At 54.3% G+C, this 15,681-nt stretch carries 16 protein-coding genes; 5 read left to right on the top strand and 11 right to left on the bottom strand.

All coding sequences use genetic code 11. From position 1 onward, the window contains the following. Positions 1–41: 41 nt before the first annotated feature. The 8 genes from QNH97_RS14330 to QNH97_RS14295 form a co-directional block, all read right to left on the bottom strand. On the bottom strand, positions 42–1,229 hold the full coding sequence (locus QNH97_RS14330; RefSeq protein WP_283552596.1) for an STY4528 family pathogenicity island replication protein: 1,188 nt from the start codon (positions 1,227–1,229) through the stop codon (positions 42–44). Beyond that, complete coding sequence (locus QNH97_RS14325; RefSeq protein WP_283552595.1) at positions 1,226–1,774, bottom strand: DUF2857 domain-containing protein; 549 nt, start codon at positions 1,772–1,774, stop codon at positions 1,226–1,228. Before QNH97_RS14325 ends, QNH97_RS14330 begins: the two co-directional genes overlap by 4 nt. Continuing rightward, positions 1,771–3,354 carry a ParB family protein gene (locus QNH97_RS14320; RefSeq protein WP_283552594.1) on the bottom strand — a complete coding sequence of 528 codons (1,584 nt, stop codon included), beginning with the start codon at positions 3,352–3,354 and terminating at the stop codon, positions 1,771–1,773. The genes QNH97_RS14325 and QNH97_RS14320 overlap by 4 nt, the downstream gene beginning before the upstream one ends. Before the next feature lie 14 nt (positions 3,355–3,368). Then, positions 3,369–3,578 carry a hypothetical protein gene (locus tag QNH97_RS14315; protein WP_283552593.1) on the bottom strand — a complete coding sequence of 70 codons (210 nt, stop codon included), beginning with the start codon at positions 3,576–3,578 and terminating at the stop codon, positions 3,369–3,371. A gap of 85 nt (positions 3,579–3,663) precedes the next feature. Then, positions 3,664–4,506 carry a ParA family protein gene (locus tag QNH97_RS14310; protein WP_283552592.1) on the bottom strand — a complete coding sequence of 281 codons (843 nt, stop codon included), beginning with the start codon at positions 4,504–4,506 and terminating at the stop codon, positions 3,664–3,666. A gap of 4 nt (positions 4,507–4,510) precedes the next feature. Beyond that, a complete protein-coding gene (locus tag QNH97_RS14305) occupies positions 4,511–4,735 on the bottom strand; it encodes an AlpA family phage regulatory protein (protein ID WP_283552591.1) in 225 nt (74 codons plus the stop codon). Between the two features lie 113 nt (positions 4,736–4,848). After that, positions 4,849–5,598, bottom strand: coding sequence for a hypothetical protein (locus QNH97_RS14300; RefSeq protein ID WP_283552590.1), 750 nt, complete (start codon positions 5,596–5,598; stop codon positions 4,849–4,851). 446 nt (positions 5,599–6,044) lie between these two features. Continuing rightward, the gene (locus QNH97_RS14295; RefSeq protein ID WP_283552589.1) at positions 6,045–7,379 is read right to left on the bottom strand and encodes an MFS transporter; all 1,335 of its coding nucleotides are present in this window, start codon (positions 7,377–7,379) and stop codon (positions 6,045–6,047) included. Positions 7,380–8,291: 912 nt separating this feature from the next. On the opposite strand from QNH97_RS14295, the gene QNH97_RS14290 reads away from it, so the two are divergent. The 5 genes from QNH97_RS14290 to QNH97_RS14270 all read left to right on the top strand — a co-directional run bounded on the left by QNH97_RS14290 (position 8,292) and on the right by QNH97_RS14270 (position 13,257). Then, the gene (locus tag QNH97_RS14290) at positions 8,292–10,061 is read left to right on the top strand and encodes an amidohydrolase (RefSeq protein WP_283552588.1); all 1,770 of its coding nucleotides are present in this window, start codon (positions 8,292–8,294) and stop codon (positions 10,059–10,061) included. A 63-nt stretch (positions 10,062–10,124) separates the two neighbouring features. Then, positions 10,125–11,045 (top strand): SphA family protein, encoded by a 921-nt coding sequence (locus QNH97_RS14285; RefSeq protein ID WP_283552587.1) that lies wholly within the window; start codon positions 10,125–10,127, stop codon positions 11,043–11,045. A 392-nt stretch (positions 11,046–11,437) separates the two neighbouring features. After that, a complete protein-coding gene (locus QNH97_RS14280; RefSeq protein ID WP_283552586.1) occupies positions 11,438–12,109 on the top strand; it encodes a hypothetical protein in 672 nt (223 codons plus the stop codon). Then, positions 12,102–12,809 carry an RES family NAD+ phosphorylase gene (locus tag QNH97_RS14275; protein WP_283552585.1) on the top strand — a complete coding sequence of 236 codons (708 nt, stop codon included), beginning with the start codon at positions 12,102–12,104 and terminating at the stop codon, positions 12,807–12,809. Before QNH97_RS14280 ends, QNH97_RS14275 begins: the two co-directional genes overlap by 8 nt. A gap of 253 nt (positions 12,810–13,062) precedes the next feature. Further along, complete coding sequence (locus QNH97_RS14270; RefSeq protein ID WP_283552584.1) at positions 13,063–13,257, top strand: hypothetical protein; 195 nt, start codon at positions 13,063–13,065, stop codon at positions 13,255–13,257. A gap of 184 nt (positions 13,258–13,441) precedes the next feature. Here QNH97_RS14270 and QNH97_RS14265 read toward each other — a convergent pair whose 3' ends face one another. The 3 genes from QNH97_RS14265 to QNH97_RS14255 all read right to left on the bottom strand — a co-directional run bounded on the left by QNH97_RS14265 (position 13,442) and on the right by QNH97_RS14255 (position 15,544). Next, positions 13,442–13,654 carry a hypothetical protein gene (locus QNH97_RS14265; protein ID WP_039011490.1) on the bottom strand — a complete coding sequence of 71 codons (213 nt, stop codon included), beginning with the start codon at positions 13,652–13,654 and terminating at the stop codon, positions 13,442–13,444. 322 nt (positions 13,655–13,976) lie between these two features. Continuing rightward, positions 13,977–14,777 (bottom strand): GNAT family N-acetyltransferase, encoded by an 801-nt coding sequence (locus tag QNH97_RS14260; RefSeq protein ID WP_283557417.1) that lies wholly within the window; start codon positions 14,775–14,777, stop codon positions 13,977–13,979. 146 nt (positions 14,778–14,923) lie between these two features. After that, the gene (locus QNH97_RS14255) at positions 14,924–15,544 is read right to left on the bottom strand and encodes a tyrosine-type recombinase/integrase (protein ID WP_283557416.1); all 621 of its coding nucleotides are present in this window, start codon (positions 15,542–15,544) and stop codon (positions 14,924–14,926) included. Positions 15,545–15,681 lie beyond the last annotated feature (137 nt).

The raw sequence follows: 15,681 nt of genomic DNA, 5'->3' as shown, positions 1-15,681 counted from the left end.
AATCTTCGAGACGCTCGACAATGATGCCAGTGGCATCAAATCTACTGACGTCCAGGGCGTTTGCCACGCAGCTGGCGCAGTTCATCCAGACACGCCTGGGCAAGGGCAGAGGCGGGTTCGCCCTTTTTCCTAAGTTGGCGCGGGGGAGCGGGTGACGGTTCTGCAAAGGGTAACGATTCAGCCTGGCCTGCCCAAGGGCGGAAGTCGCCTTTCAGCGCCCGCTGGATCAGGCCCAACAGATACGCCGCGGGTTTGCGGACGCTGCCTGCCGCACATCGTGCGCCCGCTTCGTTGAGCACCGCCTGCCGATCTGCGGGCTTAAGCTTGTTCAGCGTCACGGTGACGGCCTGCCGCTCGCTTGGACTCAGGTGAAGCGGATCGGGCCAGTGCAGGTTATCCACCGCTGGGGTTGCGCGCGGTACCGTACTAATACTTTCTTTTAATACAGTACAGGCAGCGTTCGGATTTCGAACGCTGCTGGAACCATTGACGTTCGGACCCAGTTCGGATTCCGAACTGGGTCCCGCACGATTCCGAACGCGGTGATCGCCACCCAGTTCGGAATCGTGTAACGCTTCATCGGTCGCCTGATCCAATCCTTGCTGTGTCCAATGGTCGCTCCAACTGTCGAGCCGGGTGGGGAGTCGACCCAAATCGATATCGGTGTCCTGACGAATTTCTTCCAAAACATGCTGGGCGACAATTCGCACAGCCTTGGTCGCATGAGAGAGGGCATGTCCGGCCAGTTCCAGATAGTCTTGATCCAGCTCCATGGCTTCGGCGGGGGTTAACGGCTCATCGTGCAGGACGTACAGAGAACCTTGTAGACGCCCGCTGAGCTGATCGCGGCCACGGCTCACCAAGCTAAGCCAGCGCGTCAACCTGAGCATCGTCAACACCCGAGCGATGGTTTCGCGGGAGGCTGACGCACCGTAGGGGACGCTCGACAGGTAAGGTTGCAGATCTTCATAGCGCGGTGTAACTACGCCCTGATCTTGCAGCATGAGTCGAAATACTTGCCATGCATTACGCTCCAATGGCGTCAGCCGACAATCCAGCAGCAAGCGACGCGGCACGATTTCGTGTGATTGGCCACTGAACAGAAAGCCAGCCTGCAGGGCCTGGTTGGAGGGTGGTTCCGTGGTGGGGTGGGCGGGCCAGCGTTCAGTCAACTGCTGGGTGCATTGCTGCAGAACACGCTGCCAACGACTGGAAGCGGCAGTGTTCATGTTCCGTTGCTGTAATGGTCGATCTGCTGCCAAACGACGGTCAAGCTGATCTGTTGCTCCTCCGCCAACATCATCATGGCGTCGAGCTGATCCTCAGCACTGTCCTGAGCGCGTAGCTGGCACCAACGCTGCCAGAGCGCATGTTCCTGCGCTTCGCTCAAGTTCTGGGGGCGGCCCTTGCGGGTTTCTATCTTGAGCAGCCGTCGGCGCAAGGCGGTTTCCGAATGTGCCAAGCCGAAGCACTGATACATGATGGTACTGCTGGCACCGAGCTTGAGCGCTCGGTTGATCAGGCGCTCGTTCTGTTCGTCGCGTTCGGACTGGTCGATCAACCGATGCAGCACCGGCGAGTCAATCTTGACCTCAACCCAGGGAACGGTGGCATGAGCCAGGCGTGACAATGTGGTAGGAGGTAAGGATTGCAGCAGGTAGATGTCCTCTTCACCCAGTCCGAGTGCTTTGCAGCGTTGCAGATTACCCAGGCGCAACTCGTGAAGGACCTGGGTCAGCATGGCCTGGTTGAGCAGATTGAAGGACAGGTTCATGGCAGCTCCCTTGGTGAATCGTCTTCATGGGTAAGCGTTAAGTCGATCAGGCGCCGGGATAAGCGAATGAGGCGATACAGTTTGATTAACAGATAGTCGGGCAGTCGCTCCAGTCCTACGTCCACGGCGGGACGATCTGTCAGCGGGAGTTGATAGACCCCCAATAGCAGTTGCCCGAATAGGGCTGAGGGCAGTTGCTTGCGATCCTCCCAGTTCACTTCGTCTTGGGCACGCAGCAGGGCCAAGAGCAATAGGTGAACGCCGGCCGCACGAGGCGCAGCAAGATTAAGTTGCTCGATGTTCAGGGCGAAGCCCAGGCCATGTTTCTGGTCGATGATGCTCTCGGGATGTCCGGCATAGGCCGCCATTTCCCGAGCCAGGCCGGCAATGGCTAAACGCAGTCGTTCGGGGATATCCAATGTTGGTGCGATGATCCAGATGTCGTCGATCGGGCAGGTTTCGACGATCTGTGCTGGTTCGGTGGCAGTGGCGCGATCAATCCGTTCGCGGATCTGCTGGACACGTGACGGAGGGCTGGCTGCTGTTACCAGGGTCGTTTCGGGCAGCGTGAGCTGCTCCTCTCGCTCTGTTTCGGTCTGCGTCTTGGTTTCAGCTGATTTGGAATGCAGCACGGAAGGGGGAGGCTCGGCCGCGGGTTCATCGACGCTCGGCAGAGGGTTGTTCTCTGGGGGCGTGACGACAATGCCGGGCGTCCGGATGACCCGTTGGGTATCGCCCAGCTCCAGGGCCAACATGCGGTAGGACTGTCCGAGTAAGCTGCTCATGCGTTCGAGCAGTTCATCCTGGATTTGCTCAAGGTCGAAGGACTCTGGGTTGGCATCAAATTGCCCTAAGGTGTCGAGCCAAAACTCGCAGAATGCGATGGCGTCGGTTGGATAACGATTCCAGGTTCGCTCAGCCTGGCTACGTAGACCAATCAAGCGTTCAATTTTTGGTTTTCCCAACCCTGCATATAGGGTTTGTGGAATGGCGGGCAGTAAATATTCAAGGGTGTCGAGCATCCGGCTGATGTGCGACTGCGAAATCGGATAGCCGCCAGCGGCAAGACGTCGTGCCAGCTCACGTTGCGAGAGTGGTGCTCCATCTGATTCGAGCATGGTCTTGAGTTTGGCTACCGCCAGAGCACGTTCGATGAAGGTGAGTTGGCCGTGCAGATCGCTTTCGGCCAGATGGCCGAGCAGGGTGATAATTTCATTGCCCCAGGGCCGGAACAGGCAATGGATGCGGAAGAAACGCTCGTCGCGGGTTTCCTGCCACAGCTCGCCGAGAATCGCCAATCGCGTATTGCCGCCGTTACGGATGATGAAATGGGGTTCTCCTGGGCGACGGGTAATAGGTGGCGGCTGGTCCAGTCCACGTTCACGGATAGAGGCTTTGATATCGTCGTAAAGCGGGTTACGGATGAAGCGCGGGTTGTGTTCGTAGGGCCGCAACTGTTCCAGCGTGACCAGCATGGGGGTGTCGATGACTGGATCGGATAGTCGCTCCAGTTCTGGACCGCGAGGAAAATGGTCCTGGTACAGTTTGTCGGTGATCTCCTCCTGACTGAGCTTCTTCATCGGAACAGCCTCAGTTAACGCCGGTTACGCAAATGGTCACCGACCTCGAATTTAACGATCTCGGCTATTCCCGAACCTTCGAAATACCGAGACAGTTCCGCGAGAAACCGACCCATGGCCGAGCGCCCACGCTGCAGGCGAAAGACCACGGTCCAGTATTCCTCGCTAGGTAGGTGATCTTGTCGAATGGACGGCTGAACGACGATGGGAAACCGATCCAACATCAAAAGACTCCTCGCCAAACGCTGTTGGCCTCAAGGTTGAACAAACAAAATGATTTGGCGCGAGATACCGTCTCCGGAATTCGCCTTATCGAACCTCTGCGTATCTGCTTACCCTCGAAATCGCTTCGCGCCATTCCGGAAACAACTCGATGGCCAGCGCTTGCATGGTTTCCAGCGCTGATTGCGAGCGTCGTTCACGTGACGGGCGAGTCTCGATTCGGTGGGCTGGTAGCCCAAGGGAGGCGGCATTGAGGTAAGCCACTCGGTCTGGAACTACGGTGCCTAGAATCGATATGTCGGGAGCTCCAGCGAAGGCCTCGTGCAGGCCACGGATGATCATCCGCGTGTCTACTCGGATGCTATTTACCTGGTTCAGCAGCAGTCGCAACGGTGGCGGTGTAATACCCACGCGATGAAATGGTTCGAGTTCACTGAACAGCCTCAAAGTGCCGCGGCGCAGTTCGCGGGCGGCTAGCATTTCCGGTGTGATGGGAGAGAGGGCGATATCGCAGGCGAGGATGGCCATCTCCAGCAGCACGCTACGTGCACCTTGGGTGTCGATCAAAAGCAGGTCGTAACGGGGGCGGAAATCGTCGAGTAAATTGCGCAGCCGTAATCGCCCGTCAGGGGCGTGCAGCAGTAATGTACTCAACTGGCCTTGAGCGTCGTTGGAGATGATGAGGTCGAGCCCTGCAATCACGGTCCTGGAAACAATCTGTGCAGGCGTTGTTAAGTTGAGTGCAATGAGCTCGTACGTCCCGGCAACGGCTTTCTGGCTCAAGGCGTAATAGCTGGAGAGGGTGGGTTGGCTATCCAGATCGAGCAATAGGACACGTAGACCAGCATCCGCAAGCAGGCCACCGAGATTGGCGGCTACTGTGGTTTTGCCTACTCCACCTTTCGTGGAAACCACCGATAACACATGCATGGGGTCAGGCCTGTTGGCCTAAGCGCTCGACGACCCACCGCTCGATCTCGAGCGAGTCCCAGCCAACTGCGCGCAGCCCGATGCGTTTGGCCTGAGGGAATTTACCTTCCTTCATCAAGTTGTAGATGTGCGCGCGCTTGAAACCGGTCTTACGCTCAACCTCGTCACGCCGCATGATATGGCGTTGGAATTGAGTGGCTTCAACTGAGGGAACAGATTGGCTGGACATACTAGTCTCCTGGCGCCAATTGGCGCGTGGTGGTAAGTGACATTAATTGAATCGCACCAGGGCGGATGAGTCATTGCATTGCAACCAGGCCTGTTGCAATGCAATTGACTGGATCAGTTATTTTTTTTGAGACTGCGATTGGCCACGGCAAATTTTTCATCCAGCGTACGCTTGCTCAGGCCGGGCACATCTTTATGGCGGGCGACAATGGCATCAACGATGGCTGCTTGATTCGTGAAAACTGAAAGGGGTTTTCCGGCGGGTGAATGGTCCAAGAGCAGGCTGACCAATGCGCCAATGATGGTGTGATAGGTCAGTTCACTACGCTCGCTGAGTTGACCATTCGTTTTGGCCAAGGCTTTGAGATCATCTCTTTCAAGTCCAATCGACTGGAGCTCTGCAAGTATTTCTTGAAAGTGCTGCTGTTGCGCTTGCAGCTCTCTCGATAACTCATCTCGATCTGCTTTCAATGAGAGAAAAGTTCCGAGGCTGACTTTTGCAGGAGTATCTTCACCTGACTCGAATAAAAAGCTGGGCTTATGGTCGGGGTAATGAATCTCCATCCAACGGCGTAAGTCCGAATGGCGAATGGTTAGCTGAAAGGGCTCTACATAGCTTCCGAAAGGAACAGAAATCCCGAGGCATCCATAAGGCAGTTCTCCATTGCGTATGGCGTCTAAAATCCTTTCGATAGCGATGTGAAGATTGGGCCACTGGGGAAATAGGACCGCAAGATTCTCGGGGCGAGCCCAGTCCGCCTGGACTATTTGGGCTTCGTAGCGAGTGAGATTGCACCAGCGCAACGCTGCATCAATAGGGCGATAGAAGGTTTTCGTATTCGGATTGAAAACATAAACGCTCATCTGCGGCGGACCTCCATTCCTAATGGAAAGGTCTCACCGACTACCTATGTATCGAACTAGCTAATCAGGCCAGCTGTTTCCTCGGTTGACCAAATCGGTGAGGTCATTCCATTCCATTTTGTAACCAGTATCTTTGATGATATTACTTCTCACATGAACTGGGTGGCTCTGGCCGGTGGCTGGATTGATACCTACATCAACTGACTCGAATGTGTGTGTACCGAGGCGCGACCGATAGCTGTTCATATTTTGTACGTTGATGGCGGTTTCAAATACGACTGCTCTAGGCCGAAAGTTCCCAATTTCGCCTCGAGATGGGCACTCATCAGTATCTTGTACCCGCCTGAATGGCGTCATTTTCGATGTTCTTGCACAAGGTGTCCGGATATCCCAGCATGTATGGCACCCACTTCGCTGAGCGCCCCCTCGCTACTCTCGACATAGGATCAAGCCTGGCTGAGTTGGACGTCAGGTTGCTGTTTGGCTTCAGGCCTCAGTAGCAACAGCACGGTGGCAGCAATGACGAATACCACGGCGAACACCCCATACAGGTGCAGAGGCTGCCAGCCGCTATCCAGCAACAGGCCGGCGACGGTCGGCGAAAGAATCGCGCCGATCCGCCCGATACCGATGCCCCAACCAACGCCTGTTGCTCGTACCGAGGCGTCATAGACAATCGGCGACAGCGCGTACAAACCCGCCACGCAGCCATTGGAAAACAACCCGATCAATAGGCCCAGGCCGAGCGCCATCGATACCGATGAAGCCGAGTCAACGAACAGGACCAGCAAGCCCGCCGTAACCAGCATGAACAGCGACAGCACGCGGGTCAGTCGCCAGCGCGAGGCCATGGCGCCAATCAGGGCCGCGCCGAAGATACCGCCGACGCTCAGCAACACACCGCCGCTGATCCCTTGCTGTGCCGATAGCCCAGCCGATACCAGCAGCTTCGGTGTCCAGCTCATCACGAAGTAGAAGCCGAACATCACCAGGAAGAACAACAGCCAGATCAGCAGGGTCGTGCGCCGTGACGCCGGTGAGAGCAACTGTGCCAAGCGCGCGCGGCCGGAAGGTGGCGCCGAGTGGGCGATGGGCAATTCGTGCAGTGCCGGCTGACCGAGGCGGACGGCCAGGCGATTGATGCGAGCCAAGGCGTTGCCAGGGCGGCGGGCGATCAGAAAATCCAGCGATTCGGGTAAGTACATCAGCACCAGTGGAATCACCGCTAGGGTCACGGCACCGCCGAAAATGAATACCGAACGCCAGCCAAAGTGCGTCAACAGCCACACTGACAGCAGGCCCCCGAGGGTCGCACCCAAGGCATAACCGGTGGATTGCAGGCTCACCGCCAATCCGCGCCAGCGTCTGTTGGCGTATTCACTGGCAATCACGTTGCTGCTGGCCAGGATGCCGCCGATTCCCAAGCCGGTCAGCCCGCGCAGCAGCGCCAGTTGCAATGGCGACTGGCTCAGGGCCGACAACAGCATGCCGACCCCTGAGAGCAGCAGGCAAAACAGAATCAATGGTCGACGGCCAAAGCGATCCGCCCACGGTGCAATAAACAGAGAGCCTGCCGCCATGCCAAACAATCCGGCACTTAACAACAGCCCGATCTGCGCGCCGTTCAGGCCCCATTCGGCAGACACCGAGGAAGCCGTGAAGGCCATTACCAGCACGTCGAAGCCATCGATCATGTTTAGGACAATACAGATACCCACGGCCAGCCACTGAAACGACGCCATGGGCCGCTCATCTACGACAGTCTTGAGCGCGACAGTCATAGCGGCCGCCCCTTGAGAAGAGGCTGCTTACAGGTAACACGAGTAAAGCACACGAAGATAGGTACAAGCCTAGGCTTTAACCCGATTGAGAAGTCACTCATCACGATACCTTGTTATTTTTTTGAGCGAACAGGCGTTCTGCCTGACACCGTGCGGCGCCAGTCAATCAATTTATGAACCCGTTTAAAAGTGTTGTGATAAATGAGCTATTAATGATTTATCTATATTTATGCCAAATATGTTAAAAAAACAAACAGTTAGCGTTAAATAAAAAGCGTTCGATTATCGAACAAAAAGATGTTTGAGAGGTGTTATGTATTTAGGCGTTGTTGTATTCGGGATATTGTGATCCGGGATCGGGTGACCTGTTTTGGGGCCTCGGATTTGGATGCTGCCAATTTGGGATAGTGAAGGGGGTTGGCAGGGCATTAGCATCGAATACACCGTGCAGCCAGAACCAATGTGCTTTGGAAGTCGGTGAGGTTTTTGATCCAGCAATAACTGCCTCATATAATAAGGACAAGAACATGAGCATATCTTTTCCCATTAGGGCCCAGACGGAGTTGAAGTATCACTCCTGGGAGGCCTATCCCTTCACCTCCCGACACCGCAATGGCTTGGCTGGAGGGCGATGTCTACCTTCAACATTCTTCAGGTGGTTCTGTACCGTTTGTGGCGACTTATGAAGCATGAACACTAGCCATACTAAGTGTTTTAAGTCTGGTAATAGACAGTAGCAAGTTGACGCAAGTATTAAAAAATTTGGCTTCTATGAGATTAACTGTTCTGTTTTTCTCGAGATGATTATGCCCGTTTTTATTCAGAAAAAGCGGTTCGAGGAGCCAGCAGTAAAACACTGCGCTGAAATTTTGCAGGCCATTTTTTCTGATTTATATGCGGAGGAGTTCGGAGATGAATGCCTTGAAAAACTATTGTTACCTGTTGTCCACCATTATCTCGCTGTTGCTGTTGTCTGAAAGTGGTTTAGCGCAAGACAGTGATGTCGCGGACATTATTCTTCATCATGGCGTTGTTGAGGTTGTTGACGACAGCTTCAGTGTCGCGGACGCGGTGGCAATTCGCGGGAATAAAATTGTTTTTGTGGGAAATAATGCAGAGGTAATGAAGTTTTCCAGTGCTACTACAAAGATTATTGATTTGAAGGGGGCGATTGTATTCCCAGGAATTAATGATACCCATCTACATGCCTTGCCTACCGGCGAGGCCATGCAAGGACTGGTGTTAAGAGATATGTCGCTCCAACAAATTCGAGCGGCGTTGGCGACGGCCGTCAAAACATCGCCCCCCGGAAAACTTATCAGAGGGATCGGTTGGGAAGAGAGAAGTTTGGGTCGAATGCCTACAAAAAAAGATCTGGATGACCTCTCGCCTAATAATCCTGTGTTGCTGACAGAGATGAGTCATCATCAGGTTTTGCTAAATACTGCAGCCCTGAAATTAGCAGGGCTCCACGAAAATAGCGAAGATGAAAATGGAGTAATTTTCCTGCGAATGGAAGGTTCGCATGAGCTAAGTGGCGTCGTAGTAGAGGGCTATACGCTGATTAACAGCAAGGTGCCGCAGCCAACGTTAGAGGAGCGTAAATCCGCGATAAAAGCGGCGATCTCGCTGATCAATTCGCAAGGCGTAACAAGCTATACCGAACCGGGACTTACACCCGATGAGTTCAAAGCGTACCAAGCGCTACAACGAGACGGTGAACTGAATGCACGCGCCACGATACATCTGTGGGGTGGAAGCTCGTTGGAGGCGGCAGGCAACATGCTCGCGACCCTCCCTCCAGGTCTTTCTGCGAAGGGGGATGGAACGACCGAAGGGTTACTGACTTTGCGAGGCATAAAACTCCTGCTGGATGGCGTCCCTCCTGCAAAAACCGCTGCGACGCTTGATGATTATGCGTGTTGCAAGGGCGTAAAAGGGACGTTGACATTTGATGGCGCTACGGAGGGCGGCAAGGCAGTCGAGATTAAGCGTACGATTATCGGTCTCGACAAGCAGGGCTACCAAATTGCCTTTCATTCCACGGGAGACCGGGCTGCACGCATTGCCGTCGAAGCACTAATTAGCGCGGCGCAGGAAAACAGCACTGCGCATCCAGGGTCAGCTTTGAACCCGCTACGGCACTACATGATACATGCTGATCGCGTTTCTGATGAAGATGTAGTGAAGATGGGGAAGTGGCAGATTGGTCTGTCGACAAATCCTATTATTTCCTTTTATGCAGCACCGACCGTCCGAAAGATCTGGGGCGACTATTATGGCGCCAAACACATGGCTATCAAACCCTTTATTAATTCAGGAACTTTGGTGACTTTGGGCACGGACTCCCCTGTCGTGCCTACCGACTGGAAAGCTGGGTTGCAGTACGCAGTTACACGAGTGGCCATTGACGGACAACCCAACGGCCCAGAATACGCAATCAGTATTGATCAGGCATTAGCGGCTCATACAAGAGTGGCTGCCTATCAAGATCATCAAGAAGATACTAAAGGCACAGTTGAAGTGGGCAAGGTTGCAGATCTTGCAGTTTTTGATCGAGACTTTAGAACAGTACCGTCGGAAGAAATAGGCAAGGTCAAGGCTCTTTTGACCATGGTCGATGGCCGTATCGTGTATGCCGCTCCAGAAGTAGTCACCCACAGAGTTTCTTCGCCTGAGTGAGGCTTTGCTCTAAAGCCGTTGACAAGAAAATACACACTATAACTATAAAAACGAGGGTGGACCATGCTCAAGAAATTTGTAAAACATCTACCTCTGATTACAGTCGGCACAGTTATTCTAGGTTTAGGGCTTGCGCCAAATATTACCTTAGCCCGCGAGGTCGGTACCCCGCTGCTGGTACCTGTTGGAGGTAAAGTCGGTGATCCAGTAGGGGCGAACCCCCCGGAGGGCTTTCTTCTGATCGTTCGTAACGGCTATAGTTTCGGCACTATGACCGACAATAAGGGTAAAGACTTGCCGGTCGATGTCGATGTCGTAGGTACGGGCTTCCAGTTTCATTATGTCCCTGGCATCGAGTTACTAGGAGGTAGCTACCGTGCGGCCACAACCATACCGTTAGTCAGTGTCACACAAAGAACCTCGGCTGGGAAAAGCACGAGTACAGGCATTTCCGATATAACACTTACACCTGTCTCTATTAGTTGGATGCTTTCTCCAGGAATTTTTACAAGTAGCTCCTTGGCATTTGGTGTGCCCACCGGCTCTTTCGATGCCCGAGGAAATCATCCCAACTTGGGTGCCAACGTTGTCGCTACCCAATTTTCTCAAGCATTCAGTTATCTGCGAGACGGTTGGAACCTATCAACAGACCTGACATTTTCAACTCAAAGTAAGAACAAAGACACCGACTACACTTCGGGTAACGAGTTGCTCCTGAATTGGACAGCCATGAAAGATTTTAGTGGACACAGCATCGGACTTGTTGGTTATGGTCGGTGGCAAATGACAGGCGACAGAAATGATGGGGCAGAATACGGTGGTACCACATTTGGACGATCGCGGCAGGTGGCCGCCGGGATCGGTTATACTCGCCAATTTGGTGCGATCGCAGTGAATGCAAATATTCTGAGTGACTTTGCTTCTCGCAATGCGCTAAGTGGTCAGCTTTTTCAAGCTAATATTATTATTCCTTTAGGGAATTAGACCACTGCTTCGTTGATATCCTGCAGCGGCTCAATGCGGTTATCGAGTCGCTGCCGTCAACGCCGGATCGGAAGTGAGATGTTCAGCCTAGGGGGTAGGGGCGGGATCGCCCGAAAATCTGACGTCGTGGGCCGCTGGGAATTCAAGCAATACTGAACTGGGTTGCCAACTCTTTCAGTCCACCATTGCTGGTCTTTAGCTCGCCCGCACACCTGAAAGTCAAGATCGTAATCCTTAGACTTTTAATCCCAGAGTCACCGTGCTGATCGACGGCATGGCGTGCTCCCCTCAAACCTACCTATGCATCCAGATGAATGGAGCTTAGGCTGGAGCTAGGGTTATCAAGACTATGCTACGATTAGATAACGTAGATAACTAGTGAGGAGATTTCCATGAGCGTTACAGAGCAGTCGGGTGTCTCCACCTTGGTCGGTACGCCTAAGGAGGCTCGGGCTAGCTTAAGCCGCTCGCATGCGGACCGAGTATTGGTCGTGTCTTTCGATCAGGTCAACCTCAGTGTATTTGAGGCGTTGGCGGAAAACTTCGCCAACGTGGCCTCCTCGATGTATGAGGTGCTGCAGGAGCGTCAGGACCCTAAGTCGCTCGAGCGACTGGCCGAGGTGTTTGTGACACGTAAGCCGCCTTCGCCTCGCCTGCTCAAGGAAGCGGCAATGCTGGTCCAAGCCCGCAAAGCAGTCTTGGAAAGCGGTGACTGGCTGAGCGCCGCGGACATCGCCCAGGTGGCCCAGTTGAGTACCCGCAACCCGAGTGCCCAGCCCAACAAATGGAAAAAGCAGGGGCAAATCTTTGCCATCAGCCACGGTGGGGTCGACTATTTCCCTGGTTACGGCTTGGATCCGGACGCGGGCTATCGGCCGTTCAAGGCACTGGCCAAAATCATTGAGGCTTTCGCTGGCCACAAGGACGGCTGGGGGATGGCTTACTGGTTTCGGTCCGATAATAGTTTTCTGGGAGGCAAAAGACCTCAGGACCTGTTGGCATCGGCGCCTGATCGGGTGATTGCTGCGGCACAGGATGAAATCCAAGGCATTGTCCATGGCTAAGCAGCGTACCGAGTTCAGTGAGGGTAGGGCGACGCCTCCCACGGATTTGGCGGCGTCCGTTACCCCAATGCCTACGGCTACGTTGCACGTCACTTTCACCGTGATCGCCAAAGGCGATGTGCTTCACCGTGTGCACCAGGATAAGTATCAGCCTGATCAATTCAATCCTGGTGTGCACGGCAACGCACGCTTCAGCCCGATCCAGGATGATCAGGGGCGGGCGATTCCCACCTTGTATGGAGGCACGACAGTCGATTGCGCCTTGATGGAGACCGTCTTCCACGACGTTCCCCATACGGCTGGGTTTAAGAGCTTCGACAAAGGCAAGCTGACTGGACAGGTGCATTCTGCCGTCCAGGTTAGCCAACCGCTGCACCTGGTTGATCTGTCCAGCGTGCCACTGCGGAAACTGGGCATCACGCGCAAACAATTGATCGACACTGAGAAAGATCAATATCCTGCGACGCGCAAATGGGCCGAGGCAATCCACCGTCAGTGTCCAGATGCCCAAGGGCTGTCTTGGGTGTCGCGACAAGATGATTCGGCACGTGCGGTGGTGCTCTTTGGTGACCGGATTCCTGGCGGCGCACTCCATCCGCAGGGGGCGTCACGCAGCTTGACCGGTGACTCGACTGTGTTCGACACGGTGCTCAATCTGGCAGAGCGGATTGGGGTCGTTATCATCGCGGGGAAAAGCTGAGTCGAAAGGGCCAAACAGTGACCCTCGAATTCGCTCTATGAGGTAGGAATTGCCACTCCCCAGTCTCAAGATCAACGCTGATGTCGGCGGGCTTTTAAGGGGCATTAATGGATTCTTCCGTACAGGCCTGTGTAGCATCGACGGTCAACAAATAGGTCTTCTGTGCGTTCTAGGAGCGGACGGTGCTTGTCCCGGAACACGCAGCAATAACATGATGGCTGGCTCCGTGCTGGCCTAAAATGCGGAGCTCGTTATGGACGTCAACCAGATGTTAAATGATGAACTGGTGAGCCGGCTGGAAGAGAAAATTCCAGCCATGGCGAAAGGCGCGATTAAGGCGGCCTATACCAATACGCTGGCGGCCGGACTCAGTGTGATGGAAATCAGGAATGGCATGCTCGTTGAAACAATGGCCGATGGTCAGCACAAGGTTATTCGAGCGGCCTAGCCCAAGCATAAGGTAGCTTCGGACATGATTATCAAGGTGCGCCGCTTTTCATAACGAAAGGTTGAGGGCGCCCGTATCTTCACGATGTCGCCGCGCAGCGCGCGGGAGTTCTGACACTTCGGCGAGTCCAGCCTTTATGCTGTGCAGGATAACCGCCAAGCTCGCCATCGCATGGGCCGTTAAATCAGTGCCCCTGGGTTCTCAGCTTAGCCAAGCCCTGCTTGATGTGTCCGGCATTTTCTCCGATGGTGTGAAGTGCACCTCGGACGTTGGCACCAATCTCCGCTGCACCTTGGTCTTCTACCTTCAAGGTCAGCTCCATCACCGCGGCCTCCAAGGCGAGCTGATTTTGGTACAGCCGCTCGAGAACATCAGACAGTGAATATTCGGTGGGCATTGTTTCGACTCCAATCGAGGACTCAAGAGCGTAGCAGCGGAAGGGACGGAAACCAAAGGGCGGTAGGCCGAGAGAGTACTTGCTGAGACTCAGTTGCAGCAATCGGCCGATTTTGTTGAAAAAGTCGGATTTTCCAGACTGACCGCATAATGACCGCTGAAAACATCTTTTTGCACGCTGCTATGCGAAATCTGAGCCCGGGAGCGCCCTCTGCTCAATGTAAAGATTTCAATCTCAAGTGCGTACTTTTCTACCATGGAAACCAGGAACGACCTTTTCAACAGATCGGCCAAGAGCGGACGGTCGTGTTCAGCCGTTTATCTTAGTTATCTGCGAGGCGGTACAGTGCTTGGGCGTGAGATGTCGTCAACCCGGCACGTTGCAGATTTCGGCGACTTTGGGAGCTGGCCAGCGCGGTCGCGGCGATCAAGTGGCAGCCATGCTTCTTCGCTTGCTCAATTCGATGAGATATCAGTGCTCCATGGTAGCCAAGGCCCCGGGCATCCTTTCGGGTGGCAGCCGTTCCAAGGTAGGCAATGCCATTACTGGCCAAATACATTGAGGCTCCTGCCACGACTTTCCCATCAGCCTTCAGGACGCAGATTTTCAGACGTCCGCTCGACGTCTGCTCTGCGAAGGATGCTTGATTCAGCAATTGGTACTCTGGTTTGGTATGAAAACCACCCGCATGCACATCTGCGAACTGAGCAAGAGTTTTTGACGTGACTTCCTCGATTTCGAATGAGTGGCGACTCAAGACCACCTTCTCGATGGCACACGCGAATTGCAAGTGAGTCCAGCCCCTCAAACGCTCAAGCTGCGCTTCGCCCACAAGTGAGTACTGCCCCAACGCGGAAGGTTTCCCGATAAGGGGAGTTACGACCGAATGTTCCGCTGAATCTTTGAGCAACTTCAACAGTGCCTGGGGATCACGGGCGCTGTCGCCGTAGATGCGGTTGAACATTGGGCTAGGTGATGCGTTCACCTGAAAGCAGGGAAAGTCTCCGTTGGAAAAAACACGTGCGCCATAAGGATTTCCACTTATCCCTGCCAAGTTCTGAACACGCGAACGCAAATACTCACTTTCTGCGGCCTCAATCTGATGTGCCAGTTCAACATCCATGTAAGTCGTCCTTTTTTGAAGATTTCCAAGGGAGGGAAAGCGCATCGAACAATACGCTTGCGTCCAAGTACGTACTAGTAGCTGGCTCTGCTTCACCGTCAGCTTAGGGTCGGATAGCGACGGTCTGGCCTAGACCGTCGCAGTGGTCAGACTTCTGTCTGCTCTGCCATTTCCAGAGCATCATCGACCTCGATGCCCAAGTACCTAACAGTGCTTTCGAGCTTCGTATGCCCAAGCAAGAGTTGGACTGCTCTCAAGTTCTTTGTCCTGCGATAGATCAACGATGCCTTGGTTCGCCGTAGCGTGTGAGTACCGTACATGGTTGGGTCAAGGCCAATGGCTGTTACCCATGCTTTTACTATTCGAGCGTACTGCCTGGTGGAGAGATGATCTGAGCCGTGCAACCGGGTCGGAAACAAGAAGTCCTCACTGCCGAGGTGGGCCTGATGCATCCAAGCCTCCAGAACTGTTCGGGTTTGCTCAGTAATTTCAAACTGGACCGGATGCTGAGTTTTCTGCTGCATCACGATGGCCCGTGACGACACATGTTCCCCATGGGCTATGTCTCGTACTCGCAGCTTGGTTAAGTCACAGGCGCGCAGCTTGCTGTCGATGGCTAAGTTGAAGAGGGCCAGATCCCGTGTCTTCTCCGCGAGCTGGAGTCTGACCCGGATGGCCCAGATATCTCTGACTCGGAGCGGGGCTTTCTGCCCGACAAGCTTTCCCTTGTTCCAAGGCAGATGGCTATATGTAGCAATGATCTTCATGGCTTGTCCTCCACGTTGAGGGAGGACAAGGGTGGATCAGTCACGGTGCGTGGTGGTCGCTAACCGACCCATAGCGGCCCTTCGAGGAAGGTGGCTCACGACCAACAGCGGCCGTTGACTGCACTGATTCAAAGGCC

Origin of the sequence: Pseudomonas sp. G2-4 (genome assembly GCF_030064125.1) — a bacterium.
GTDB lineage: Bacteria > Pseudomonadota > Gammaproteobacteria > Pseudomonadales > Pseudomonadaceae > Aquipseudomonas.
This window is presented reverse-complemented; position numbering and strand designations above follow the sequence as displayed.

What these genes read in the sequence shown, in the direction of transcription:
- QNH97_RS14325 (WP_283552595.1), bottom strand. Translation starts at nt 1,774, where the DNA reads ATGAACCTGTCCTTCAATCTGCTCAACCAGGCCATGCTGACCCAGGTC.
- QNH97_RS14265 (WP_039011490.1), bottom strand. Translation starts at nt 13,654, where the DNA reads ATGCCCACCGAATATTCACTGTCTGATGTTCTCGAGCGGCTGTACCAA.
- QNH97_RS14295 (WP_283552589.1), bottom strand. Translation starts at nt 7,379, where the DNA reads ATGACTGTCGCGCTCAAGACTGTCGTAGATGAGCGGCCCATGGCGTCG.
- QNH97_RS14275 (WP_283552585.1), top strand. Translation starts at nt 12,102, where the DNA reads ATGGCTAAGCAGCGTACCGAGTTCAGTGAGGGTAGGGCGACGCCTCCC.
- QNH97_RS14280 (WP_283552586.1), top strand. Translation starts at nt 11,438, where the DNA reads ATGAGCGTTACAGAGCAGTCGGGTGTCTCCACCTTGGTCGGTACGCCT.
- QNH97_RS14310 (WP_283552592.1), bottom strand. Translation starts at nt 4,506, where the DNA reads ATGCATGTGTTATCGGTGGTTTCCACGAAAGGTGGAGTAGGCAAAACC.
- QNH97_RS14300 (WP_283552590.1), bottom strand. Translation starts at nt 5,598, where the DNA reads ATGAGCGTTTATGTTTTCAATCCGAATACGAAAACCTTCTATCGCCCT.
- QNH97_RS14290 (WP_283552588.1), top strand. Translation starts at nt 8,292, where the DNA reads ATGAATGCCTTGAAAAACTATTGTTACCTGTTGTCCACCATTATCTCG.
- QNH97_RS14320 (WP_283552594.1), bottom strand. Translation starts at nt 3,354, where the DNA reads ATGAAGAAGCTCAGTCAGGAGGAGATCACCGACAAACTGTACCAGGAC.
- QNH97_RS14330 (WP_283552596.1), bottom strand. Translation starts at nt 1,229, where the DNA reads ATGAACACTGCCGCTTCCAGTCGTTGGCAGCGTGTTCTGCAGCAATGC.
- QNH97_RS14315 (WP_283552593.1), bottom strand. Translation starts at nt 3,578, where the DNA reads ATGTTGGATCGGTTTCCCATCGTCGTTCAGCCGTCCATTCGACAAGAT.
- QNH97_RS14270 (WP_283552584.1), top strand. Translation starts at nt 13,063, where the DNA reads ATGGACGTCAACCAGATGTTAAATGATGAACTGGTGAGCCGGCTGGAA.
- QNH97_RS14255 (WP_283557416.1), bottom strand. Translation starts at nt 15,544, where the DNA reads ATGAAGATCATTGCTACATATAGCCATCTGCCTTGGAACAAGGGAAAG.
- QNH97_RS14285 (WP_283552587.1), top strand. Translation starts at nt 10,125, where the DNA reads ATGCTCAAGAAATTTGTAAAACATCTACCTCTGATTACAGTCGGCACA.
- QNH97_RS14305 (WP_283552591.1), bottom strand. Translation starts at nt 4,735, where the DNA reads ATGTCCAGCCAATCTGTTCCCTCAGTTGAAGCCACTCAATTCCAACGC.
- QNH97_RS14260 (WP_283557417.1), bottom strand. Translation starts at nt 14,777, where the DNA reads ATGGATGTTGAACTGGCACATCAGATTGAGGCCGCAGAAAGTGAGTAT.